The sequence below is a fragment of the Roseibium sp. genome (assembly GCF_050301095.1).
Classification (GTDB): domain Bacteria; phylum Pseudomonadota; class Alphaproteobacteria; order Rhizobiales; family Stappiaceae; genus Roseibium.
Genome location: NZ_JBNKYW010000078.1, coordinates 1 through 17,280, shown reverse-complemented (window position 1 = coordinate 17,280; position 17,280 = coordinate 1). Strand labels below are relative to the sequence as shown.

Genomic DNA, 17,280 nt, shown 5'->3' with positions numbered 1-17,280 from the left:
ATAGGGGCGATATCAGGACGCGGGTTGATTATCAGCGGCTTCGCCCGTTTCCGGAACCGGGGCGGTCAGATCGGCGGCGGTCTCTACCGCAGCCGGCGCTTCCGCAGGCGCCGATTCCGCTGATGACGTTTCCCCGTCGGTGACCTCAGCCGGTGCCTCCGACAGCCCGGCCGTCAGACCGTTCAGGCCGGAGCCATCCAGACCGATCTCCTTCATCATGGCGTCCAGCAGGGGCGCCTGGGAGCGGTATTTCAACGCGGAGGACACCATCTGATCGGCGAGATTGCCACCTGAGCCGTTGGTGCTCCCGCCGTTTGCCACCGCGCCTCCCGATCCGGTCATGCCATCGACCTGGATGATCTTGATGCCATCGATCTGCTCCATCGGCTTGACGCTTTGCGCGATGATTTCAGGCAGCTGTTCCAGGAGCCTGATGCGGACCTGCATTGCGATCTGATCCGGCGACAGGAGGTTTGCCGCCTCGTTGATCGCCATTTGTCCGGCGGCCTCGACCTCATACAGGACCCTTTGTGCTTCAGCGCGCAGCTTTTCAGCCGCTGCCGATCCTTCGGCTTCAATCCGCAAACGGGCCGCTTCCGCCTCTGCCCCGATACGGACGGCGTCGGCCTGGTCCGTCGCAGCCTGCTTCTGGGCTTCTGCCGCGACGGTGATGGCAACCGCGTCCATTTCGGCGGCTTTGCGCGCTTCGATCAGTTCGATCTGCTTGTCACGCTCGGCGACCTCGGTTTCACGGGCCGTCGTGACCTGCTCCGCTGCCTTGGCGGCAATCGCACGGGCCTCGTCCGCCAGAGCTTCGGCTTCCGATTTTTCACGGGACTTCGCCGCAACCGCAATGTCGCGGTCCTGCTCAGCCAGCTCGATCAGTTTCTGCTTTTCGACATTGGCGGCTTCGACGCTCCGTTCCTTTGAGATCTCACGCTCACGTACCTGCTGGTCCATGGCGATCTGACGTTCGGTAACCACCTGATTGGACTCAATGTCCTTTTCCTTGACCTTCTGGCTCGCAAGAATCTTTGCCTCTTCGGCCTCCCGCTCGCGGTCGGCCTGCTGCTTGGCAATCAGCGACGCCTGCTCCGCACGGCGGATCTCGACTTCGCGCTGCTGCTCGAGTTTGGCGAATTCCTCGTCCCGGCTGATTTGCAGGCTTTCCTGTTGTGCCTCGAGGTTTTTCCGCCTGATCTGAACTTCGGTTTCCTGCTCGATGTCATTGCGCTTCTTGCGGCGCTCCTCGATGGCCTGGGTGAGCTTGGTCAGACCTTCCGCATCAAAGGCGTTTTCCGGATTGAAATACTCCCGGTTGGTCTGGTCGAGCCCCGTCAGGGAAACGGATTCCAGCTCCAGGCCGTTTTTCAGAATGTCTTCCGAGACGGCCGCCTGCACTTTCTGAACAAAATTCACCCGTTGCTCATGGAGTTCCTCCATGGCCATTTCCGCGGCCACGGCACGCAGGGCATCGACGAACTTGCCTTCCACCAGCTCGCGCAGAGCTTCCGGTTTCATGGTGCGCTGGCCGAGTGTCTGGGCGGCATTTGCAATGGACTCAATCGTCGGCTGAACGCGGACGTAAAACTCCGCCAGCACGTCGACCCGCATGCGGTCCCTGGTGATCAGGGCCTGCTCGTTCGATCGCCGGACTTCCAGCCGGAGCGTATTCATGTTGACCGGAATGATGTCGTGAAGAACCGGAAGCACAAGCGTACCGCCATTCATGACAACACGCTGACCGCCGAAACCGGTTCGCACAAAGGATACTTCTTTCGACGAGCGGCGATATAGCCGCGAAAAGATCAAGCCAATGGCGAGGAGGGCAACAAAGCCGATACCGACCAGGATGCCTATACCTATGAAACGGTCCATGACCATCTACTCCCTGAGTTATTTTCTGAAAACTGTCGTGGCGGGCGTTATTCGCCGGTGCCGGTCAAAGTGGTGTTGGTATTTCTAATTGCTGTAAAATGAGCCCCCTGCTGCCGCACGATGATGACGTCCGTGCCCTGTTCCAGGACCTCGTCGTCGACATCGGGTTCCACGAGCAGATAGTGGCTCTGGCCGGCCTGGTCTCGCAGACGGGCTTGCGCCGGAAGTCCCTTTTTGGCGTTGCCCTGCACAATTCTGGCCGGCTTGCCGACAAAGGTCCGCCGCGAGACAGCATCGCTTTCGTCCCTGGGCATCACCTTCGACAGTCCAAGTGCCGACACGCGGGTGAAAGGCAGGGCTGCGGCGAAGGCTCCCGCCGAAGCGACGATGCCGGGAAGCAGCCAGCCGCTGATCGTTTGAACCAGGCTTTGCAACACGTATCCGGCGAGCCCGAAGCCGGTCAGAAAGATCACCAGAATGATCAGCACAGGGACCCGGCCAATGCACAGCCATCCGAGTATCTGACTGAACACGCCTTGTCCGGTCGCCGAGGTTCCGGCATCGGCACTGGCACCGGCAAACTCGATATCGTGATGAAGCGCCCCTCCCGAAACATCCCCATCGAAGTCAGGCACTTCAACGTCCGGAACATCCACGTCCGGCAGATCGACTTCCGGGAGGAGACTGTCGATCATGCTCGACAGTCCCAGTCCCATCAGGGAACCGACACCTTCCGCAACCGCGATCGCGATCATCAGGCCAAGTGAAACCGCAAAAGGGGCGTTCTGGTCCGCGAGAATGAACTCGATCATATCAACCGTCTTTCGCCGCTGCCTTCAGGGCCGCAAGCCGTTCCGCGACACGGTTCTTCCGGGCAAGATCCTCGAGCTCAGCCAGCTTGACCGCATCCGCCTTGTCCGCCCTTGCGCCTCCAGGCAGACCCGTTGTGCTTTTCAGAACGCGATCGAAAGCCTCTTCCGCCTTGCGGGACTTGCCCTCTACGCTGTCTTTTTGCGCAGCCTCACCGGCCGCTGCGCTGTCGGCCGCGGTTTTCTGTTGAGCCCGGCGGAAGTTGTCCAGTTCAGCTTCCATTTCCCGCTTGCGCGCCTGCAAGGCCCCGACATAGCCTTCGAGTTCCTTTTCTTCGCGGCCGGCGTCGGCCACCGCCGCTTCCAGCACCGGGATCTGCACTTCCAGGTCTAGCTGGCGGGCAATTGCCGCCTCGGCGAGATCGTCGCGGCCTTGCTTCACGGCCAGGGCAATCTGCTCCTGCAATTCCTCGTGCCGCGTCGCGGTTTCCCCCAGGCGCGTATTCGCCAGGTGTTTGTTGGCCAGAACGCCAGCCAACTCGTCGCGCACCTGGTCGACAGCACGGTCGACCTCGCGGATCGCTTCCGCCATGACGGTTTCCGGAGACGTATTTTCAATGGTGTCAACCAGTTGGTTCACGCCGCCGGAAACGAGACGCTTCACACGTGCAACAAGACCTTCTGCCATCTGTCCAACCTTTCTGTTGCGAGAGTACCATTTGTCCCATTTTCATCGGACATCTTCGCGAACCGGGCTGCCGAATTCCGAAGGCCGAACCGGTGTTCGCAATAATTCATCTTCAACTGCCGCGCGTCGACTAGTATTTTCTCGCGCGGCACTGATCAATCAGACACTGCCTTGTTCTTCAGGAACCGGAGTGCGTTTTCCGATCCAGGAGACGGGCAATTTCCAGTAGCGGCTCCAGTTTCCGGTCCATCAGATCCGGATCATATGTCCTGCTTTTTGTCGTCAGCCCAAGATTGAAAATCTCCTCGATCAAGGCAAACAGCTCTGCTGCCAGCCTCTCCTCGAATCTCTTCAATTCCTTCGCCTCGTCTTCCGGCCCCGGAGCCGCGGCAATCAGCTCGGCAAACATGTCCGGCAGACGTTCATACAACTTGATGACAAAGTCGGACCGGATACCTTGCTCCCGTTGCAATTGCCGCAGCCCGCGTTCCGCCGGCCGCATCATCGACCGCAACAGCTCCTCGCAAGCATCGACATCCTGAAAACCCTTCTCGCGTTCGCGGGCCTGCCTCAGAATTTCGCGCAGCTTGTCACTGGGCGTGCGAGCGCCCTGAACCTCATACTTCGCAAGAAACTCAACATCATCGTCGCTGAGCCTAACGCTTATCGGAATGCTCTTGGGCATGAATGCACCTGATCGTCAACGTATGTATCCATTTGTTTACAAATGTAGACAAACATTTTTGCATTTCAAGGTTTCACACGCGAAAATATGCATAAAATTTTCATACACCCCGCAGAAAGCTCGTGATTCAGGCTCCGGCGCATAGGGTCGTTTCCCGGATCAGTGACCTGAGCCGCCCTTGCAGAGAGGCAAGCCAATTCCGCTCCCAAGCGCCAGTTCCGGAGATCTTCCAATGTCCGAACAAAGCAAAAAACCCGGCAAAGATGCCGGGTCTTTCACTTCTCCGGAAAGTGACGACGCTGTCGTCAGTTCGTGTTCCCAATCACCCGGCCGACAGGAGAAAGCGGCAGCCGGAACTCTTCCGTGAGGGCAAAACTGCTCAGGATGAAATCGATCTGGGCAAGCACCTCTTCCGCCGGGCGTTCGATCAGCTTCGGGTGGAAGGCACAGCGCAAGGCGTAAACACCGTCTGTTGCCACCGCGCTGATGCCGCGCAGTTCCGTCTCCAGTCTCTCCCCGCCTGCGCCGAACGGGAAGGTTCCCTTGGCCGTTCCCCGAAACAGCGGATAACCCGCTTGCTCGATCAGTTCGATTTTCGTTGCAAGGTTCTCGCCACCCGCCTGCGTCATGGCGGCCTCAAATCGCGCCTTGAACGCAGGCACCACGGCGGGATTGGCGACTTCGTCCCGGAAAGGAGCGCCGGTTCCCCCGGGAAACGGTGTGCGGGCCACAGTGCACCAGCGCATGGCGATGCCACTGCTGCCGGGAGCGCCAACCCGGATCAGCGTATTCGGTTCATGCGCGGCGGGTTCCAGCTGCTGCCATCCTGTTTTCGGAAAATGGATCTCGTATCTGGCGCTTTTGAGGATCACATAGTCTGATGCCGCTGCACTGCCCTGATCGAGAAAAGGCAAGATGGAAACAGCAGTGGCGGCAACAAGGCGAAGAAAATTCATTGTCATAAATGTCACCCGTAAATTTCTGGATGACTTCGCCTAGCCGCGCCATGCGGCAAAATCATGGAGCAGAGCCGGTTACCCGAGCTTTCCCGCCAGATCTGCTGCAAATTCACCAGCCTCATGGGACCGCACGAGCGCATGGCGGACAAGATCGTCGAAATGGCCTGCAAAGAGCTGGACGTGGCGTGTGTTTGAAAAGGCGAGATAGCGCTGGCCGAGATAAAGCGCCGCCCACTTCTTGCCGAAAACGGTGAAAGGCGCGGAGAAACGGTCGGTTGCGCCAAAAAGATGCAGACGCAACGATGGATAGAGGTCATCCAGCGTGCGGCCCATCACCTCCAGTTGCTCCCGGCGAACCTCTGCCGGCAAGCCGGCCCAGAGCCCCTCCCCGCGGGCAAACCCTTCCAGGGCTTCCTTGGAGAGGGCGATTTCCATATCGGATTCCGCGCGCCCCAGAAGCGCGCGCTGGTCGCGAGTTCCGGTAATTGCCTGATCGGCCGTGCGCAGTGTTTCGCCGGCATATTCATAGGCAAGAACAGCTTCGGTCTTCAGAACGTCGGGAAGATTGGCCGGAACATGGCGGATCTTCGCACCGACCGCGTCCCGGAACCAGGCCAGCAGATGCTCGTCCACCGGATGACGCTCCGTTTCGGCGACCTGCACCGCCTGATCGAGAATTTCCGCCGCCGCACCCCGGTGTGTCGACAGACCCAGCAGCCAATCGGACGAGACACCGAGCGCAGTTGCAATGGTGGCCAGCGCCTGACCATTCGGCAGGCGCGGCATGTCCTCCGACAGGAGCTGGGATACGGTCGAGCGGTCAAGCCCGGCACCGCGCGCCAGATCACTGCGGTTCATGTCCCGGCTGCGCAAGGCCTCCGACAGGCGTTCACGAAACAGATCTGCGCGTTCCCTTTTGTCCATGCGGGAGTATTGTCAGCCGACTTTCGGAAAATCAACAGGCGCGGGCATTTTCTGCAAGCACTGCTTCCGGATCCGTACCCGAGGGTGCGGGCTCATGGAATTGTGCATTCAGGCGTCAATCGGGTGCAAAAGAGCAAGGAAAAGCCTGCAGAATCATGCTGGCGCATGGTGCAAAGGATTTGACGCGGCTGTTCAAAGCCCGATTGGCGTCCTTCGGATCGATCTGGAAAGAACTGCCTCCTGCGTTGAGAAAGCTAGGAAACCACCCAGGTTTCCTTGCGCTTTCCCGCCTTGGATACTGTCCTTTCCAGATCGACCTGAACGTACAATTTAATGGGTCCGTACCTTAGAACGTCCTGTTGTGCGGGACCCACCTGGTGCAGTCTTGCGCCTCCTTGCAGTTCTGACCTGCGGCAGGATTTCCGGCACCGGTTGCCTTCATTCTGCGGATGCCGGGCTGTGCAGTGGAGTTGCTTCGCTTGCCGGATATCTCAACGTCGTCAAACAGAAACCGGCCCAGACCATAGGCGGCGAGCGCAAGCCCGGAGTGTCCTTCCCTTTTGCGATCGAAGGGCACGCGGGTGATCTCGGCGTCATTTGCGTAGAACACGATCCGGTTTCCCTCAAAGGCATAGGCAAGCCGGTTCGAGGCTTCTTCCGCCAGCGCTTCATGATTGCCGCTGTAGGCCAGTTCCAGCTTGCGATTCTGCTTCCGGAGCAGATGGTACTGGCCTTCCCGGCTCACCGTGAACATCCAGTAGTCACCACGCTGTCCGGTCGCGATCAGGATACCTGCTCCGCCCGGCCCGGTGTTTTCCGGCGTGACGGTAACTGCCATCGACCCGTCTTTTGTCAGGGAAAGCTCGTCCGTGCCTTCGAAGCGTACCCATTTGATGTAATCATAGTGCGCTTGCTTCGGATTGCTGTCGTTGAAGAAAACAAGTCTGCCGTTTTCAACGCTGACCAGCCACGAAGAGTCCGTATCGAACCCGATCTGACCTCCCAGCATCAGGTCAGGCTGGCGTCCCTCGAAATCCTCCCTGTAGATCAGCCTCTCGGGGCGCCCTCCTCCACCGGTCTGGGACCAGGCATTCAGGACCGGGCCGGCACCTGCGGCTGCGACAAACAGCAAAACGGCAAAATAACTTAAACGAGTAAACATGAAACAGCTCAACTCATGTAAAGAACATGGCTGATATAGGCTGTCAGGAGCGGCGGCCAAAGGAAAAACTCCGGGTAGAGTTAATCTGACGGGCCGTTACGCTGGAAACTACTCCGCGGCATTCAAGGCCAGGAACCCGCCGGACTGGCGGTCCCACAAGGCGGCATAAAGCCCGCCCTTTGCCAGCAGTTCGCGATGGCTACCTTCCTCAATGATCCGGCCTTTATCCATGACGACGAGCCGGTCCATGGCCGCGATCGTCGACAGCCTGTGGGCGACCGCCAGCGTGGTGCGGCCCTCCATCATGCGGGCGAGGTTCTGCTGGATGGCAAGTTCCGCCTCACTGTCGAGGGCAGAGGTCGCCTCGTCCAGGATGAGGATCGGCGCGTCTTTCAAGAGCACCCGGGCGATGGTGATCCGCTGACGCTGCCCGCCGGAGAGCTTGACGCCCCGGTCGCCCACATGGGCATCGAGCCCCCTCCGGCCCTTGCTGTCCTTCTGTTCCTCGATGAAGGCGAGTGCTTCAGCCGCCCTTGCGATCTCGCGGATCTCGTCGTCGCCCGCCTCCGGCCTGCCGTAGCGGATGTTGTCGCGGATCGACCGGTTGAGCAGGGAAATGTCCTGGGTCACCACGCCGATCTGCCGCCGGAGCGAGGACTGGGTGACGTCCCGGATGTCCTGCCCGTCGATAAGGATGCTGCCGGCGGAAACGTCCCGAAGCCGCATCAGCAGGGAAATCACGGTCGACTTGCCGGCGCCGGAAAGCCCAACCAGCCCGACACGCTCACCCGGTGATATCGTCAGGTTGAATGTCTCCAGCACCGGCTTGCGGTCTTCCTGGTAGGAAAAGGAGACATTCTCGAAGCGGATTTCCCCGGCACCGACCTTGAGCTCGGAGGCATTGGGGGTGTCGGTGATCGCCGGGCGGCTGGTCATGATCGGCATGGCGTCCTTGATGGTGCCGAGCGTGCTGGTGATGGACTGGCCGACGTTGATGAAACTGGACGAGGCATGCGCGAGCGAGCGGGTCACCGTCAGGCCGGCAACGAAATCGCCGATGCTGACCCAGCCGCCAGACATGCCCCAGAAACCGATGGAAACAACGCTCAGAACCATCAGGACATTCAGGAAATGGACGCTGCTGTCGGTCAGGATATAGGACCGGTTTTCGCTGTGGCGGGTGTCGATGGTCTCGCCGATGACCTGACGGATGGCACCGGCCTCGGAATCCTCGGCCGCAAACAGTTTTACCATGGCAATGTTGGAGTAGACGTCCGTCATCGCTCCCGTGGCCCTGGAATTGGCCGCAGCGACCCGGGCCGAGCGCTGCAGGTAGGCGGGAATGGCCATCCAGGCAACCAGGATATTGGCGAAGATCCAGACAATCACCGGAATGGCCAGGGGCCAAGCCAGCGCCAACAGAAGCACGAAGGAGCCGCCGAACTGGATGACGAGAAACGGAATGGTTTCGATTGCCAGCATCATCTGCCGGTGAACCGACATGGTCACCTGGGCGATGCGGGTTGCCACCTGACCGGCGAAGGTATCTTCGAAAAAGGCGATATCCTGCGACTCGACCGCCTTGTGGGCCTGCCAGCGCATGGCGGCGGGCAGAAGAATGCGCACGGTCTGGAAGGCGAAGGTCTGGCGCAGGAGAAAGGCAAGAGGATCAAGGATCACGAACAGCACGAATATGCCGACCAGGAACCGGGTGTTTTCCTGTAGAAAACCCTGCGCGCCGTTTTCCGTGACACCGTCCACAACATAGGCGATCGCCCAGATACCGGCGAGCCCCAGACCCGAGGAGATCATCGCCAGAACCGACACGATCACCAGTTGCCAGCGGAACATCAGCGCAAAGTGCCAGACCAGATGCAAGGGTCCCTTGTCCGGCAGCGGCGTGACGGGTAGGTCCAGCGGCTTCAGATGTGCTTCAAAGGGCTGGAAATACCGTTCGATCCAGCGGGCCAGAAACGGCCTTGCGACTGACACGCGCCAAACTCCTTGTCAAAATCGAAGAATACCGGACCGCAACGCGATCTGGCCGGATGACCTGCCAATACCGTCGCGCCGCACTTCAATTGCGCGGTTCGATCCGGTAGACGCAGCGGCGGTCGCCGGAAAGCTGATGCTCGGACCGCTCTACCAAGACCCCCGGTCCGAGGACTTCCTTGAACAGATTGAGTTCGGAGCGGCAGAAGCCCTGACAGGCGGTAGCAGCGGCGCAGATGGAACAATGGTTCTCGATCAGGTTGAAGCCCCCGCCATCTGTCTCGACCTCGGCCATATAGCCCTCCTGACTGCGCAGATCCGCAAGCAGCTGAACCCGTTCAGCGAGACTGGATACCCCGTTCAGGGCCTGGTCGTAGGCTTGCCGGCTGCGGGCTTCCCGGTGGGAGATCAGTTTGTCGAGGCCTTCCTGGCCGAAGATGTCGTTGAGACCGGAAAGGAGCCCCAAAACGAGATTGGAGTGATTGTCCGGAAACTGCTGGTGCCCCTTGGCGGTAAGTTCCCAAAGACGCTTGGGCCGTCCGACGGAGCCCTTGATGTCCTCGAAGGCAACAAGATCCTCACTCAAAAGACCATCCAGATGCTGACGGACCGCCACGGAAGTGACGTCCAGTCCCATGGCCAGATCCGCAGCGGTTTGCGGGCCGGAGGATTTCAGCGCATTCAGGAGTCTGGTTCGTGTACGGTCAGCCATGAACACCTATATAACGCAAACCGCGCATAAAAAAATAGTTCCCTTTTCTTATTGCATTCACTTCTCCCCGCATGAGACCGGCCGCCGGGTCTGCGGACCGATACCCACCAAAACAATTGTGACCCAGCCCAGCGGCCTTGACCAACCACCGCCAACATAACCTCAAGTTTACATCTCCCCGGAAAATTACTTTTAATTGAAGAATTCCAAATTCAAAAAATGGAGAATTTATTCCAAATTGCGAACTCAAAATCGAAAACCATTTTTAGAGCCGCTCAATTTCAGAAAACTTCCGTCACGATCCTGAAATTAGATTTCACTTACGCAACGTAATACATTGTCCGTTCGTTAAATTTACCGTGGGTAAGTCTTGTTTTTAACTGTTTTTAATCTTGGGAATATCCTTCCATAATACGAGTTCCAGGCGGAGGTCGCGATGAAAAGAGTTCGGGCATTTATCAGGTGGATGAAAGTCGATCCACGGCACCCGGATATCGCACGCGCCCAGTACAACGAACTGAAAACCCAGATTCCCTCACTCTATGCGCTGCTGATGGTCAATGCCGTCGCTGTTTCCTATACGCATTATGACGTGGCTCCCTTCTATCTGACGGTCGGGGCTCTCGCCGCTATTCTGGTCATCTCCGCGGTCCGCCTCGTTGTCTGGATCAAGGTAAGGCATCTGGACCCTGCCCCCGCCGAAGCCGTTCGCCGGTTGAGGCGAACCATTGTGATCGGAGGCTTGATCGCCGCTATCTACATCACCTGGTCGCTCAGCCTGGATACTTACGGAGGTCCGGAAGAACGCGGCCATATCGCGCTCTTCATCGCGATCACGGTGATCGGCTGCATCTTCTGCCTGACGAACCTGCCCCAGGCAGCTGTCCTGGTCATGGCTGTCGTCACCATTCCCTATCTCGTCTACTATTTGCGGCAGGACAACGATGTCTATACCGCAATCGCAATGAACATCTTTCTGGTCTGCGTCGTTGTTCTGCAGGTTGTGTTCCGCAACCATAGAAGTTTCTGCAAACTGGTCCGCTCGCAAGCCGAGACGGAGGTGCTCAACGCGGAAAATGAACGGCTGGCCCAGACCGACGCGCTGACAAACCTGCCGAACCGGCGGTATTTCTTCAGTCAACTTGAGACACGTATCGGCAAGGCCAAGGCGGAGCAGTCGACCATTGCCGTTGGCGTGGTCGACCTGGACCGGTTCAAGCAGATCAACGATACCTACGGACATCAACTGGGCGACCAGCTTCTTGGCGAAGTGGGCAAGCGTCTCAATACTCTGTCCCTGCCGGATGTCGTCATCTGCCGCCTCGGCGGTGACGAATTCGGTTTCCTGTGTCCCGGCGACCCGAATGAAGCCACGAAGACAGGCGACCGGATCTGCGAATTGCTCAGCGCGCCCTATCAGATCGGAGACCTTCAGGTTTCCGTCGGAGCGTCCTGCGGCCTTGCGCTCTATCCGCAGGCGGGTACCACCGCGCAAGTGCTGTTCGGCCGCTCTGACTATGCCCTCTATCACGCCAAAACCAATTCCCGGGGGCGTTCGACAATCTACTCTGCGGCTCACGAAGCCCTGATGCGTTCGGAGCAGGCCGTTGAAACGGCGCTCCAACGTGCCAACCTGGAAGAGGAATTCGAGGTTCACTTCCAACCGGTCGTCTCGCTCCCGGACCGGACCATCATCGGATTTGAAGCCCTGGCGCGCTGGCACAGCCCTAGCCTCGGAGAGGTTCGGCCAGACCGTTTCATTCCGATTGCCGAGCGCACGGGCTTTGTTCACAACCTGACGCCCTTCCTCTTTGCGAAGGCTCTGAAGCAGATCAAGGCGCTGCCGGGCGATCTGTGCCTTGCGTTCAATCTGTCGGGCCATGACATCACGTCTCCCGACACGGTCGACACCCTGCTTGAAATCATCCGCTCGCACGAGCTGCCCCCGCAGATGGTGACCTTCGAGATTACCGAGACCGCCGTCATCAGCAGCTACGACGCGGCGGAAAAAAGCCTGCGGAAGCTGAAGACGGCCGGCGCCAAGACCGCGCTGGACGACTTCGGCACGGGTTACTCCAGCCTTGGCTATCTGCACCGCCTGCCGATCGACTGCGTGAAGATCGACCGGAGTTTTCTCGCCGGCATAGAGGATCCCGCCGACGAGGGGGTCGTGAGATCGATCATCGAAATGTGCCGGTCCCTGCAGATGCTGTGCGTGGTGGAAGGCGTTGAAACGCGGGGGCAACTCGATCTGGTTGAAAAACTGCAATGCCGCCTTGTACAGGGAGACCTTTTCAGCGGCGCGCTCTCCTATGACGTCATCCGCGAGAGCGTGGACAAAACGGACAAGGTGGCCGGGCTTCCCCTGTCCGTTTCCACGCAGCTTGATGCGCTGAAGTTGTCCGCTTCATGACACCAACCGCCGCTTCCTCCTCCGTCCGGGTCATGGTAGGAAACGTCATGACAGGCGGAACGAAACGGCAGAAGGAAATGCGCAAGGCCCTCAGGGTCCTGCTGCCCCGGGTCCCGATGGCCGATGCAGAAGCCATTTTGAGCGTCGCGCTGTCCGGTCATCTGCGCCACCTGCCGCCGACCATCTGCCTCTGGCAGGCAACCACCAGCCACATCCGCCACGCATTGACGGACTACGACACGCTTCTTGACGACGGCTACGACCGCGATGCCGCGCGCTATTTCGTGCTGGACGACATGAACGCGGTGCTGGAGACCTGGGGTTGCCGGAAACGGCTCGATCCCGTCGAAGAGGAAAACTCCATTCACCTGAGCTGAGCGAAACGGTTTGAGGGTGCGGGGGTTCAGGGCCTGCGGGCGATCAGGTCGATTTCCACCAGGGCATCGACGGCCAGGCCCGACACGCCGATGCAGGTGCGCCCGGGCAATTTGCCGGCGGGGAAAAACGATTTGTAGGTCTCGTTCATCGCCTGATAATCCCGTTTGAACTCCGTCAGATAGACCCTGATGAAAGTCACGTTTTCAAGACCCAGCCCCACACCGGCAAGCACGAGCTTCAGGTTTTCCATGACGCGCACGGTCTGGGCCTCGATGCCTTCGGGCAGCGGTGCGTCCGGATCGTCCGGCAGGGTCGGCATCTGACCGGTGACGAACACCCAGCCGTCGGCCTCGACAGCGTGGGAAAACGGCGCGACCGGCTGAGGGGCTTCGTCGACCATATGGTGGATCGGCAGCATTGAGTTCTCCTTCGGGAGCAGGAATCGGATTTTGCTGGCGTCAGAGTAACCGCCTAGACCGTTTCGTAAATCCATTGTTCCGGGATATGGGCCGTCACCCCCTCCCCTGCCCGGACCGTCCCCGGCTTTTCGACATACCCGACCAGACCGCGCAGCCCCCTTGCCTCCTTGGGGAACAGAAGATCCAGGCCTTCCCGATCCGGATAGTTGGCCCCGACACCAGCGCCAGCACTGCGGCACGGCAGGTTTTCGCCGTCCACCCGGACAACGGCGCCGCCTTCGAACACAAGCCTTGTGCGCGGCGGTATCCGTGTCAGGTGCGGCAGACCGGAGAGCAGGAAATTGCCACCGATCCATTCGGGCAGGATTTCAGGAAGCGCCATGCGCTCCGCGATCAGCCTCAGCTCCTCCACGGACAGAAGCGAGATCTGCCGCTCGTTGCACATCTCCGTACCGCGCGGATACCACGGCTCGCGCGCACCGGACCGCCGCGTGAAGCCGCTGTGCCGGTCGCCCGGGATGCCCTTGAAGGTCAATTCGAGCGCGTCCGCCGGGAAGGTTTCGAATCTCTCTTCGGAACCGGTTCTGAAAACACCCTCGACCTTGCCGGACACCCTGAATTTCGCCGATACCGCAAAATCCTTCTGCAAGGTCAAAACCTGATCCATTGTGAAATCTCCAATCTGAAATCCTGCCTGGAAACGCCCCAGGCCCGACCGGTATTAGCCCGGACGGCCTGCGCGAACCACCAAATCTCCTTGATGGAAAGATCACGACTTCAAATCGGTTGGGCAAACTCCAACACCAAAGAGAGTTGATCAGGTGTCCTGTGGCACACGCCAGAATTTAGGCACGATGCTCAAGTTTTCCGCTTTGGTGCAGCGCAAAAACGCCGCATCCTTTTCATTGAACGAATCGCCCCTCCACTGTTCAAAGTTCGTCGGATGGACCTGAGCGAAGACGCATATGGCAAACTGATCAATATCGCGGGCCGGCAGCGCATGCTGTCCCAGCGGATCGGCTTTCTGTTTCTTGCCATGTCCGGCCATATCGAAAGCGGTGCTCCGGTTCCAGGGCTGCTCTGGAACATGCTGGAAAAGGCACTTGAGGATTTCGACTCCGGTTATCGGCTTCTGCTGAACGGCGACGACACCGCCGGATTGCCGAAACTCGTTTCCACCCGGATCAACAAGGTTCTGGACGCCGGTGACCGGACGTCCGGCCGCGCGGTCATCGACAGGTTTCTCAGCGAAGCGCATGACCACATGCAAGCGCTTTCCGAAGACAGCGCGCCGGACCGTGCCGTTTTCGACCGGTTTTCCGAATTCGTGCTTTTGGACCTGCTTCAGACCCTCCAGGCCATCGTTGCCGCCCTGGAAGAGGATTTCGCCGAGGAAATGCAGCGCCGCCGCGACAAACGCCAGGAAGAGGCCAAGCGCGTCATGACAGCACTCCAGGAGATTCAGCGCGCCTCGAAGTTTTCAAGAATGATCGCCCTCAATGCCAAAATCTCCGCGGACAAGGCCGGGCCCTACGGTAAGGAGTTCGGCGCCCTTACCGAGGAACTGAAGAATATTTCCAGCGCGATCACCAGCAGCTCTGAAGACATCCTGAAACACCTGACAGGGCTCTGACCCGCACCTGCCTGCATTCGCCCGCCGCAAGACCGGCTATTTCTTCTTCGGCCGCAACACCTCGACATTGACGAGATAAGCCGTCTCCTGGCCCCGGTTCTCCGACCAGTGGGCAACGTCCTTGTCTTCCACCCATTGCTCGCCCGGTGCATGCGCCACCGTGCCCTCGCCGTCGCGGTGTTCGGTGTAATCGCCGCTCACCAGATAGGCCACGACAGGGCGTTTGGCATGGTTGTGATAGAAGGAATGCGCGCCCGGTTGCAGCACGATGGTGCGAATCTGGAGCCGGTAGCCTTCCAGTTCCGGAAACTGACCGCCCAGCTCCAGCGTGTTGGTCCGGGGCACGGAAATCCCCACCGCCTTTGTCGGCTTTTCCTCCTGTGACAGAACCGGCATCGCGAAGTTCAGCACGGACAGTATCCCTGCCGACAGAAAAAGATTTCGCGCCGTCTTGGTCATCTCGTTTCCTCCAGACTGAGATACCACGGAGAATATAGGGCGGTGGCGATGGCCGGACTGGAGTCGCTGATCACGTTTGCCGGATGCGGCCTGCCTTCAAGCCAAGCCGGCTGGCGGACTACCCGGCACTTCCAGCAGAGGCTTTCCTGTCCTTCGTCATCGCGGCCAAGCGAAGCGTGAGCCGGGACCGGAGAGCCACGGTTCCTCGTTTTTCAATTCAAAACCGTCGGTTCCCGGCTCTCCGGTCCCGGATCTCCGCTGCGCTGCGTCCGGGATGACGATTTCTGGCGATGGTCGCAAAAAAAGGCGGTCCAATTGGACCGCCTTTTTGTTTCTCCGAAGCCTTGCCCCTTTAGCGGGTCAGCGGCTTGTACTTGATACGGCGCGGGTCGGCGGCATGGGCGCCGAGGCGGCGGACCTTGTCCTTTTCGTAGTCTTCGAAGTTGCCTTCGAACCACTCCACGTGGCTGTCGCCTTCAAAGGCCAGCATGTGCGTCGCCAGGCGGTCGAGGAACATACGGTCGTGCGAGATTATGACGGCGCAGCCGGCGTAGTTTTCCAGCGCGTCTTCCAGGGCTGCCAGCGTCTCGGTGTCGAGGTCGTTGGTCGGCTCATCGAGCAGCAGCACGTTGGAGCCCTTCTTCAGGACTTTCGCCAGATGCACGCGGTTGCGCTGACCGCCGGAGAGATCGCCCACCTTTGCCTGCTGAGCCGGGCCCTTGAAGTTGAAGGACGAGCAATAGGCGCGGGAGTTGATTTCCTTGCCGTCGAGGTAGATCACCTCGGCGCCGCCGGAAATTTCTTCCCAGACCGTGTTGTTCGGGTTGAGCGCGTCGCGGGACTGGTCGACGTAGCCGAGATGCACGCTGTCACCGATGGTGACCGAGCCGCTGTCCGGCTTTTCCTGACCGGTCAGCATCTTGAAGAGCGTGGATTTACCGGCACCGTTCGGTCCGATGACGCCGACAATGCCGCCGCGCGGCAGCTTGAAGGTGAGGTTGTCGATCAGCAGACGGTCCTCGAAGCCCTTGGAGACACCCTCCACGTCGATGACGTTGGCGCCGAGGCGCTCGCCCACCGGAATGAGGATCTGCTCGATGGACGGCATGCGCTCTTCCTGCATGGCGACGAGGTCCTGGTAGGCGCGGATACGGGCCTTGGACTTGGTCTGGCGGCCCTTGGGGCTCATGCCCATCCACTCGCGCTCACGGGAAATCGCATTGGAACGGGCCATGTTCTCGCGGCCTTCCTGCTCCATGCGCTTGGTCTTCTTTTCCAGATAGACCGAGTAGTTGCCCTCGTAAGGAATGCCCTGGCCACGGTCGAGCTCGAGGATCCAGCCCGTGACGTTATCGAGGAAGTAGCGGTCGTGGGTGATGATCAGGACGGAACCCTTGAACTCTCTGAGGTGCCGCTCCAGCCAATGAACAGTCTCGGCGTCCAGGTGGTTGGTCGGCTCATCCAGCAGCAGCAGGTCCGGCTCGGACAGCAGCAGCTTGCAGAGCGCGACGCGGCGGCGTTCCCCGCCGGAAAGGTTTTCGACGTTGGCGTCGGACGGCGGACAGCGAAGGGCTTCCATCGCCATTTCCACCTGGCTTTCCAGGTTCCACAGGTCCTGCGCGTCGATCTCGTCCTGAAGATGGGCGGCTTCCTCGGCGGTCTCGTCCGAGTAGTTCATCATCAGTTCGTTGTAGCGGTCGATCTTCGCCTGCTTGTGGGCGACACCTTCCATGATGTTTTCCATCACGGTCTTGGTGTTGTCGAGCTGCGGTTCCTGCGGCAGATAGCCGACCTTCGCACCTTCCGCGGCCCAGGCCTCGCCGGTGTACTCCTTGTCGAGGCCGGCCATGATCTTCAGAAGCGTCGACTTACCGGCCCCGTTCGGCCCCAGGATGCCGATCTTGGCGTCCGGGTAGAAGGAGAGGTTGATATTGTCGAGGACTTTCTTGTCGTTGTAGGCCTTGGACAGGCCATGCATGTGATAGATGAACTGGCGCGCCATGGGGCTCCGCTTCTCCGCTTTCAAAATCTGATGGGATTCTCAGGAATTCTGCGGCGTCTTTTAGGGGAAAGTGACACCCGGGGCAATGGGGGGATTTGCACCAGGGCGTTCAGTTGCGAGTTTCACCCGACCATATCGTCCACTCGGGACCATTCGAACCGATATCG

At 59.5% G+C, this 17,280-nt stretch carries 16 protein-coding genes; 3 read left to right on the top strand and 13 right to left on the bottom strand.

Going from position 1 to position 17,280, the window contains the following annotated elements; genetic code table 11:
• Positions 1 to 12 precede the first annotated feature (12 nt).
• The 9 genes from ACQY7U_RS07245 to ACQY7U_RS07205 form a co-directional block, all read right to left on the bottom strand.
• Positions 13 to 1,878, bottom strand: coding sequence for a flotillin domain-containing protein (locus tag ACQY7U_RS07245; protein WP_428643173.1), 1,866 nt, complete (start codon positions 1,876 to 1,878; stop codon positions 13 to 15).
• Between the two features lie 47 nt (positions 1,879 to 1,925).
• Positions 1,926 to 2,690 (bottom strand): YqiJ family protein, encoded by a 765-nt coding sequence (locus tag ACQY7U_RS07240; RefSeq protein ID WP_428643172.1) that lies wholly within the window; start codon positions 2,688 to 2,690, stop codon positions 1,926 to 1,928.
• Between the two features lies 1 nt (position 2,691).
• On the bottom strand, positions 2,692 to 3,375 hold the full coding sequence (locus tag ACQY7U_RS07235) for a PspA/IM30 family protein (RefSeq protein ID WP_428643171.1): 684 nt from the start codon (positions 3,373 to 3,375) through the stop codon (positions 2,692 to 2,694).
• Between the two features lie 178 nt (positions 3,376 to 3,553).
• Positions 3,554 to 4,060, bottom strand: coding sequence for a hypothetical protein (locus ACQY7U_RS07230; RefSeq protein WP_428643170.1), 507 nt, complete (start codon positions 4,058 to 4,060; stop codon positions 3,554 to 3,556).
• 305 nt (positions 4,061 to 4,365) lie between these two features.
• The gene (locus ACQY7U_RS07225) at positions 4,366 to 5,022 is read right to left on the bottom strand and encodes a hypothetical protein (protein ID WP_428643169.1); all 657 of its coding nucleotides are present in this window, start codon (positions 5,020 to 5,022) and stop codon (positions 4,366 to 4,368) included.
• A gap of 72 nt (positions 5,023 to 5,094) precedes the next feature.
• Positions 5,095 to 5,943, bottom strand: coding sequence for a helix-turn-helix domain-containing protein (locus tag ACQY7U_RS07220; protein ID WP_428643168.1), 849 nt, complete (start codon positions 5,941 to 5,943; stop codon positions 5,095 to 5,097).
• Positions 5,944 to 6,289: 346 nt separating this feature from the next.
• Positions 6,290 to 7,105, bottom strand: coding sequence for a hypothetical protein (locus ACQY7U_RS07215; protein WP_428643167.1), 816 nt, complete (start codon positions 7,103 to 7,105; stop codon positions 6,290 to 6,292).
• A 108-nt stretch (positions 7,106 to 7,213) separates the two neighbouring features.
• Positions 7,214 to 9,097 carry an ABC transporter ATP-binding protein gene (locus ACQY7U_RS07210; protein WP_428643166.1) on the bottom strand — a complete coding sequence of 628 codons (1,884 nt, stop codon included), beginning with the start codon at positions 9,095 to 9,097 and terminating at the stop codon, positions 7,214 to 7,216.
• Positions 9,098 to 9,182: 85 nt separating this feature from the next.
• Positions 9,183 to 9,809: a helix-turn-helix transcriptional regulator gene (locus ACQY7U_RS07205; protein ID WP_428643165.1), complete on the bottom strand. Its 627-nt coding sequence runs from the start codon at positions 9,807 to 9,809 to the stop codon at positions 9,183 to 9,185.
• 436 nt (positions 9,810 to 10,245) lie between these two features.
• Here ACQY7U_RS07205 and ACQY7U_RS07200 point away from each other — a divergent pair, with 436 nt between their 5' ends.
• The gene (locus ACQY7U_RS07200) at positions 10,246 to 12,222 is read left to right on the top strand and encodes a putative bifunctional diguanylate cyclase/phosphodiesterase (protein WP_428643164.1); all 1,977 of its coding nucleotides are present in this window, start codon (positions 10,246 to 10,248) and stop codon (positions 12,220 to 12,222) included.
• Between the two features lie 47 nt (positions 12,223 to 12,269).
• Positions 12,270 to 12,599: a DUF2293 domain-containing protein gene (locus ACQY7U_RS07195; RefSeq protein ID WP_428643163.1), complete on the top strand. Its 330-nt coding sequence runs from the start codon at positions 12,270 to 12,272 to the stop codon at positions 12,597 to 12,599.
• 26 nt (positions 12,600 to 12,625) lie between these two features.
• Here the strand turns inward: ACQY7U_RS07195 and ACQY7U_RS07190 are convergent, their stop codons facing one another.
• Both ACQY7U_RS07190 and ACQY7U_RS07185 read right to left on the bottom strand, forming a co-directional pair.
• The gene (locus tag ACQY7U_RS07190; RefSeq protein WP_428643161.1) at positions 12,626 to 13,018 is read right to left on the bottom strand and encodes a RidA family protein; all 393 of its coding nucleotides are present in this window, start codon (positions 13,016 to 13,018) and stop codon (positions 12,626 to 12,628) included.
• 53 nt (positions 13,019 to 13,071) lie between these two features.
• Positions 13,072 to 13,686, bottom strand: a complete 615-nt coding sequence (locus ACQY7U_RS07185; protein ID WP_428643160.1) for an MOSC domain-containing protein — start codon at positions 13,684 to 13,686, stop codon at positions 13,072 to 13,074.
• Between the two features lie 276 nt (positions 13,687 to 13,962).
• On the opposite strand from ACQY7U_RS07185, the gene ACQY7U_RS07180 reads away from it, so the two are divergent.
• On the top strand, positions 13,963 to 14,652 hold the full coding sequence (locus ACQY7U_RS07180; RefSeq protein WP_428643159.1) for a type IV pili methyl-accepting chemotaxis transducer N-terminal domain-containing protein: 690 nt from the start codon (positions 13,963 to 13,965) through the stop codon (positions 14,650 to 14,652).
• A 36-nt stretch (positions 14,653 to 14,688) separates the two neighbouring features.
• On the opposite strand, the gene ACQY7U_RS07175 is transcribed toward ACQY7U_RS07180, so the two are convergent.
• Both ACQY7U_RS07175 and ettA read right to left on the bottom strand, forming a co-directional pair.
• Positions 14,689 to 15,111: a cupin domain-containing protein gene (locus ACQY7U_RS07175; RefSeq protein ID WP_428643158.1), complete on the bottom strand. Its 423-nt coding sequence runs from the start codon at positions 15,109 to 15,111 to the stop codon at positions 14,689 to 14,691.
• Between the two features lie 352 nt (positions 15,112 to 15,463).
• A complete protein-coding gene (gene ettA / locus ACQY7U_RS07170) occupies positions 15,464 to 17,113 on the bottom strand; it encodes an energy-dependent translational throttle protein EttA (RefSeq protein WP_428643157.1) in 1,650 nt (549 codons plus the stop codon).
• Positions 17,114 to 17,280 lie beyond the last annotated feature (167 nt).

What these genes read in the sequence shown, in the direction of transcription:
- ACQY7U_RS07245 (WP_428643173.1), bottom strand. Translation starts at nt 1,878, where the DNA reads ATGGACCGTTTCATAGGTATAGGCATCCTGGTCGGTATCGGCTTTGTT.
- ACQY7U_RS07240 (WP_428643172.1), bottom strand. Translation starts at nt 2,690, where the DNA reads ATGATCGAGTTCATTCTCGCGGACCAGAACGCCCCTTTTGCGGTTTCA.
- ACQY7U_RS07235 (WP_428643171.1), bottom strand. Translation starts at nt 3,375, where the DNA reads ATGGCAGAAGGTCTTGTTGCACGTGTGAAGCGTCTCGTTTCCGGCGGC.
- ACQY7U_RS07230 (WP_428643170.1), bottom strand. Translation starts at nt 4,060, where the DNA reads ATGCCCAAGAGCATTCCGATAAGCGTTAGGCTCAGCGACGATGATGTT.
- ACQY7U_RS07225 (WP_428643169.1), bottom strand. Translation starts at nt 5,022, where the DNA reads ATGACAATGAATTTTCTTCGCCTTGTTGCCGCCACTGCTGTTTCCATC.
- ACQY7U_RS07220 (WP_428643168.1), bottom strand. Translation starts at nt 5,943, where the DNA reads ATGGACAAAAGGGAACGCGCAGATCTGTTTCGTGAACGCCTGTCGGAG.
- ACQY7U_RS07215 (WP_428643167.1), bottom strand. Translation starts at nt 7,105, where the DNA reads ATGTTTACTCGTTTAAGTTATTTTGCCGTTTTGCTGTTTGTCGCAGCC.
- ACQY7U_RS07205 (WP_428643165.1), bottom strand. Translation starts at nt 9,809, where the DNA reads ATGGCTGACCGTACACGAACCAGACTCCTGAATGCGCTGAAATCCTCC.
- ACQY7U_RS07200 (WP_428643164.1), top strand. Translation starts at nt 10,246, where the DNA reads ATGAAAAGAGTTCGGGCATTTATCAGGTGGATGAAAGTCGATCCACGG.
- ACQY7U_RS07195 (WP_428643163.1), top strand. Translation starts at nt 12,270, where the DNA reads ATGACAGGCGGAACGAAACGGCAGAAGGAAATGCGCAAGGCCCTCAGG.
- ACQY7U_RS07190 (WP_428643161.1), bottom strand. Translation starts at nt 13,018, where the DNA reads ATGCTGCCGATCCACCATATGGTCGACGAAGCCCCTCAGCCGGTCGCG.
- ACQY7U_RS07185 (WP_428643160.1), bottom strand. Translation starts at nt 13,686, where the DNA reads ATGGATCAGGTTTTGACCTTGCAGAAGGATTTTGCGGTATCGGCGAAA.
- ACQY7U_RS07180 (WP_428643159.1), top strand. Translation starts at nt 13,963, where the DNA reads ATGGACCTGAGCGAAGACGCATATGGCAAACTGATCAATATCGCGGGC.
- ACQY7U_RS07175 (WP_428643158.1), bottom strand. Translation starts at nt 15,111, where the DNA reads ATGACCAAGACGGCGCGAAATCTTTTTCTGTCGGCAGGGATACTGTCC.
- ettA (WP_428643157.1), bottom strand. Translation starts at nt 17,113, where the DNA reads ATGGCGCGCCAGTTCATCTATCACATGCATGGCCTGTCCAAGGCCTAC.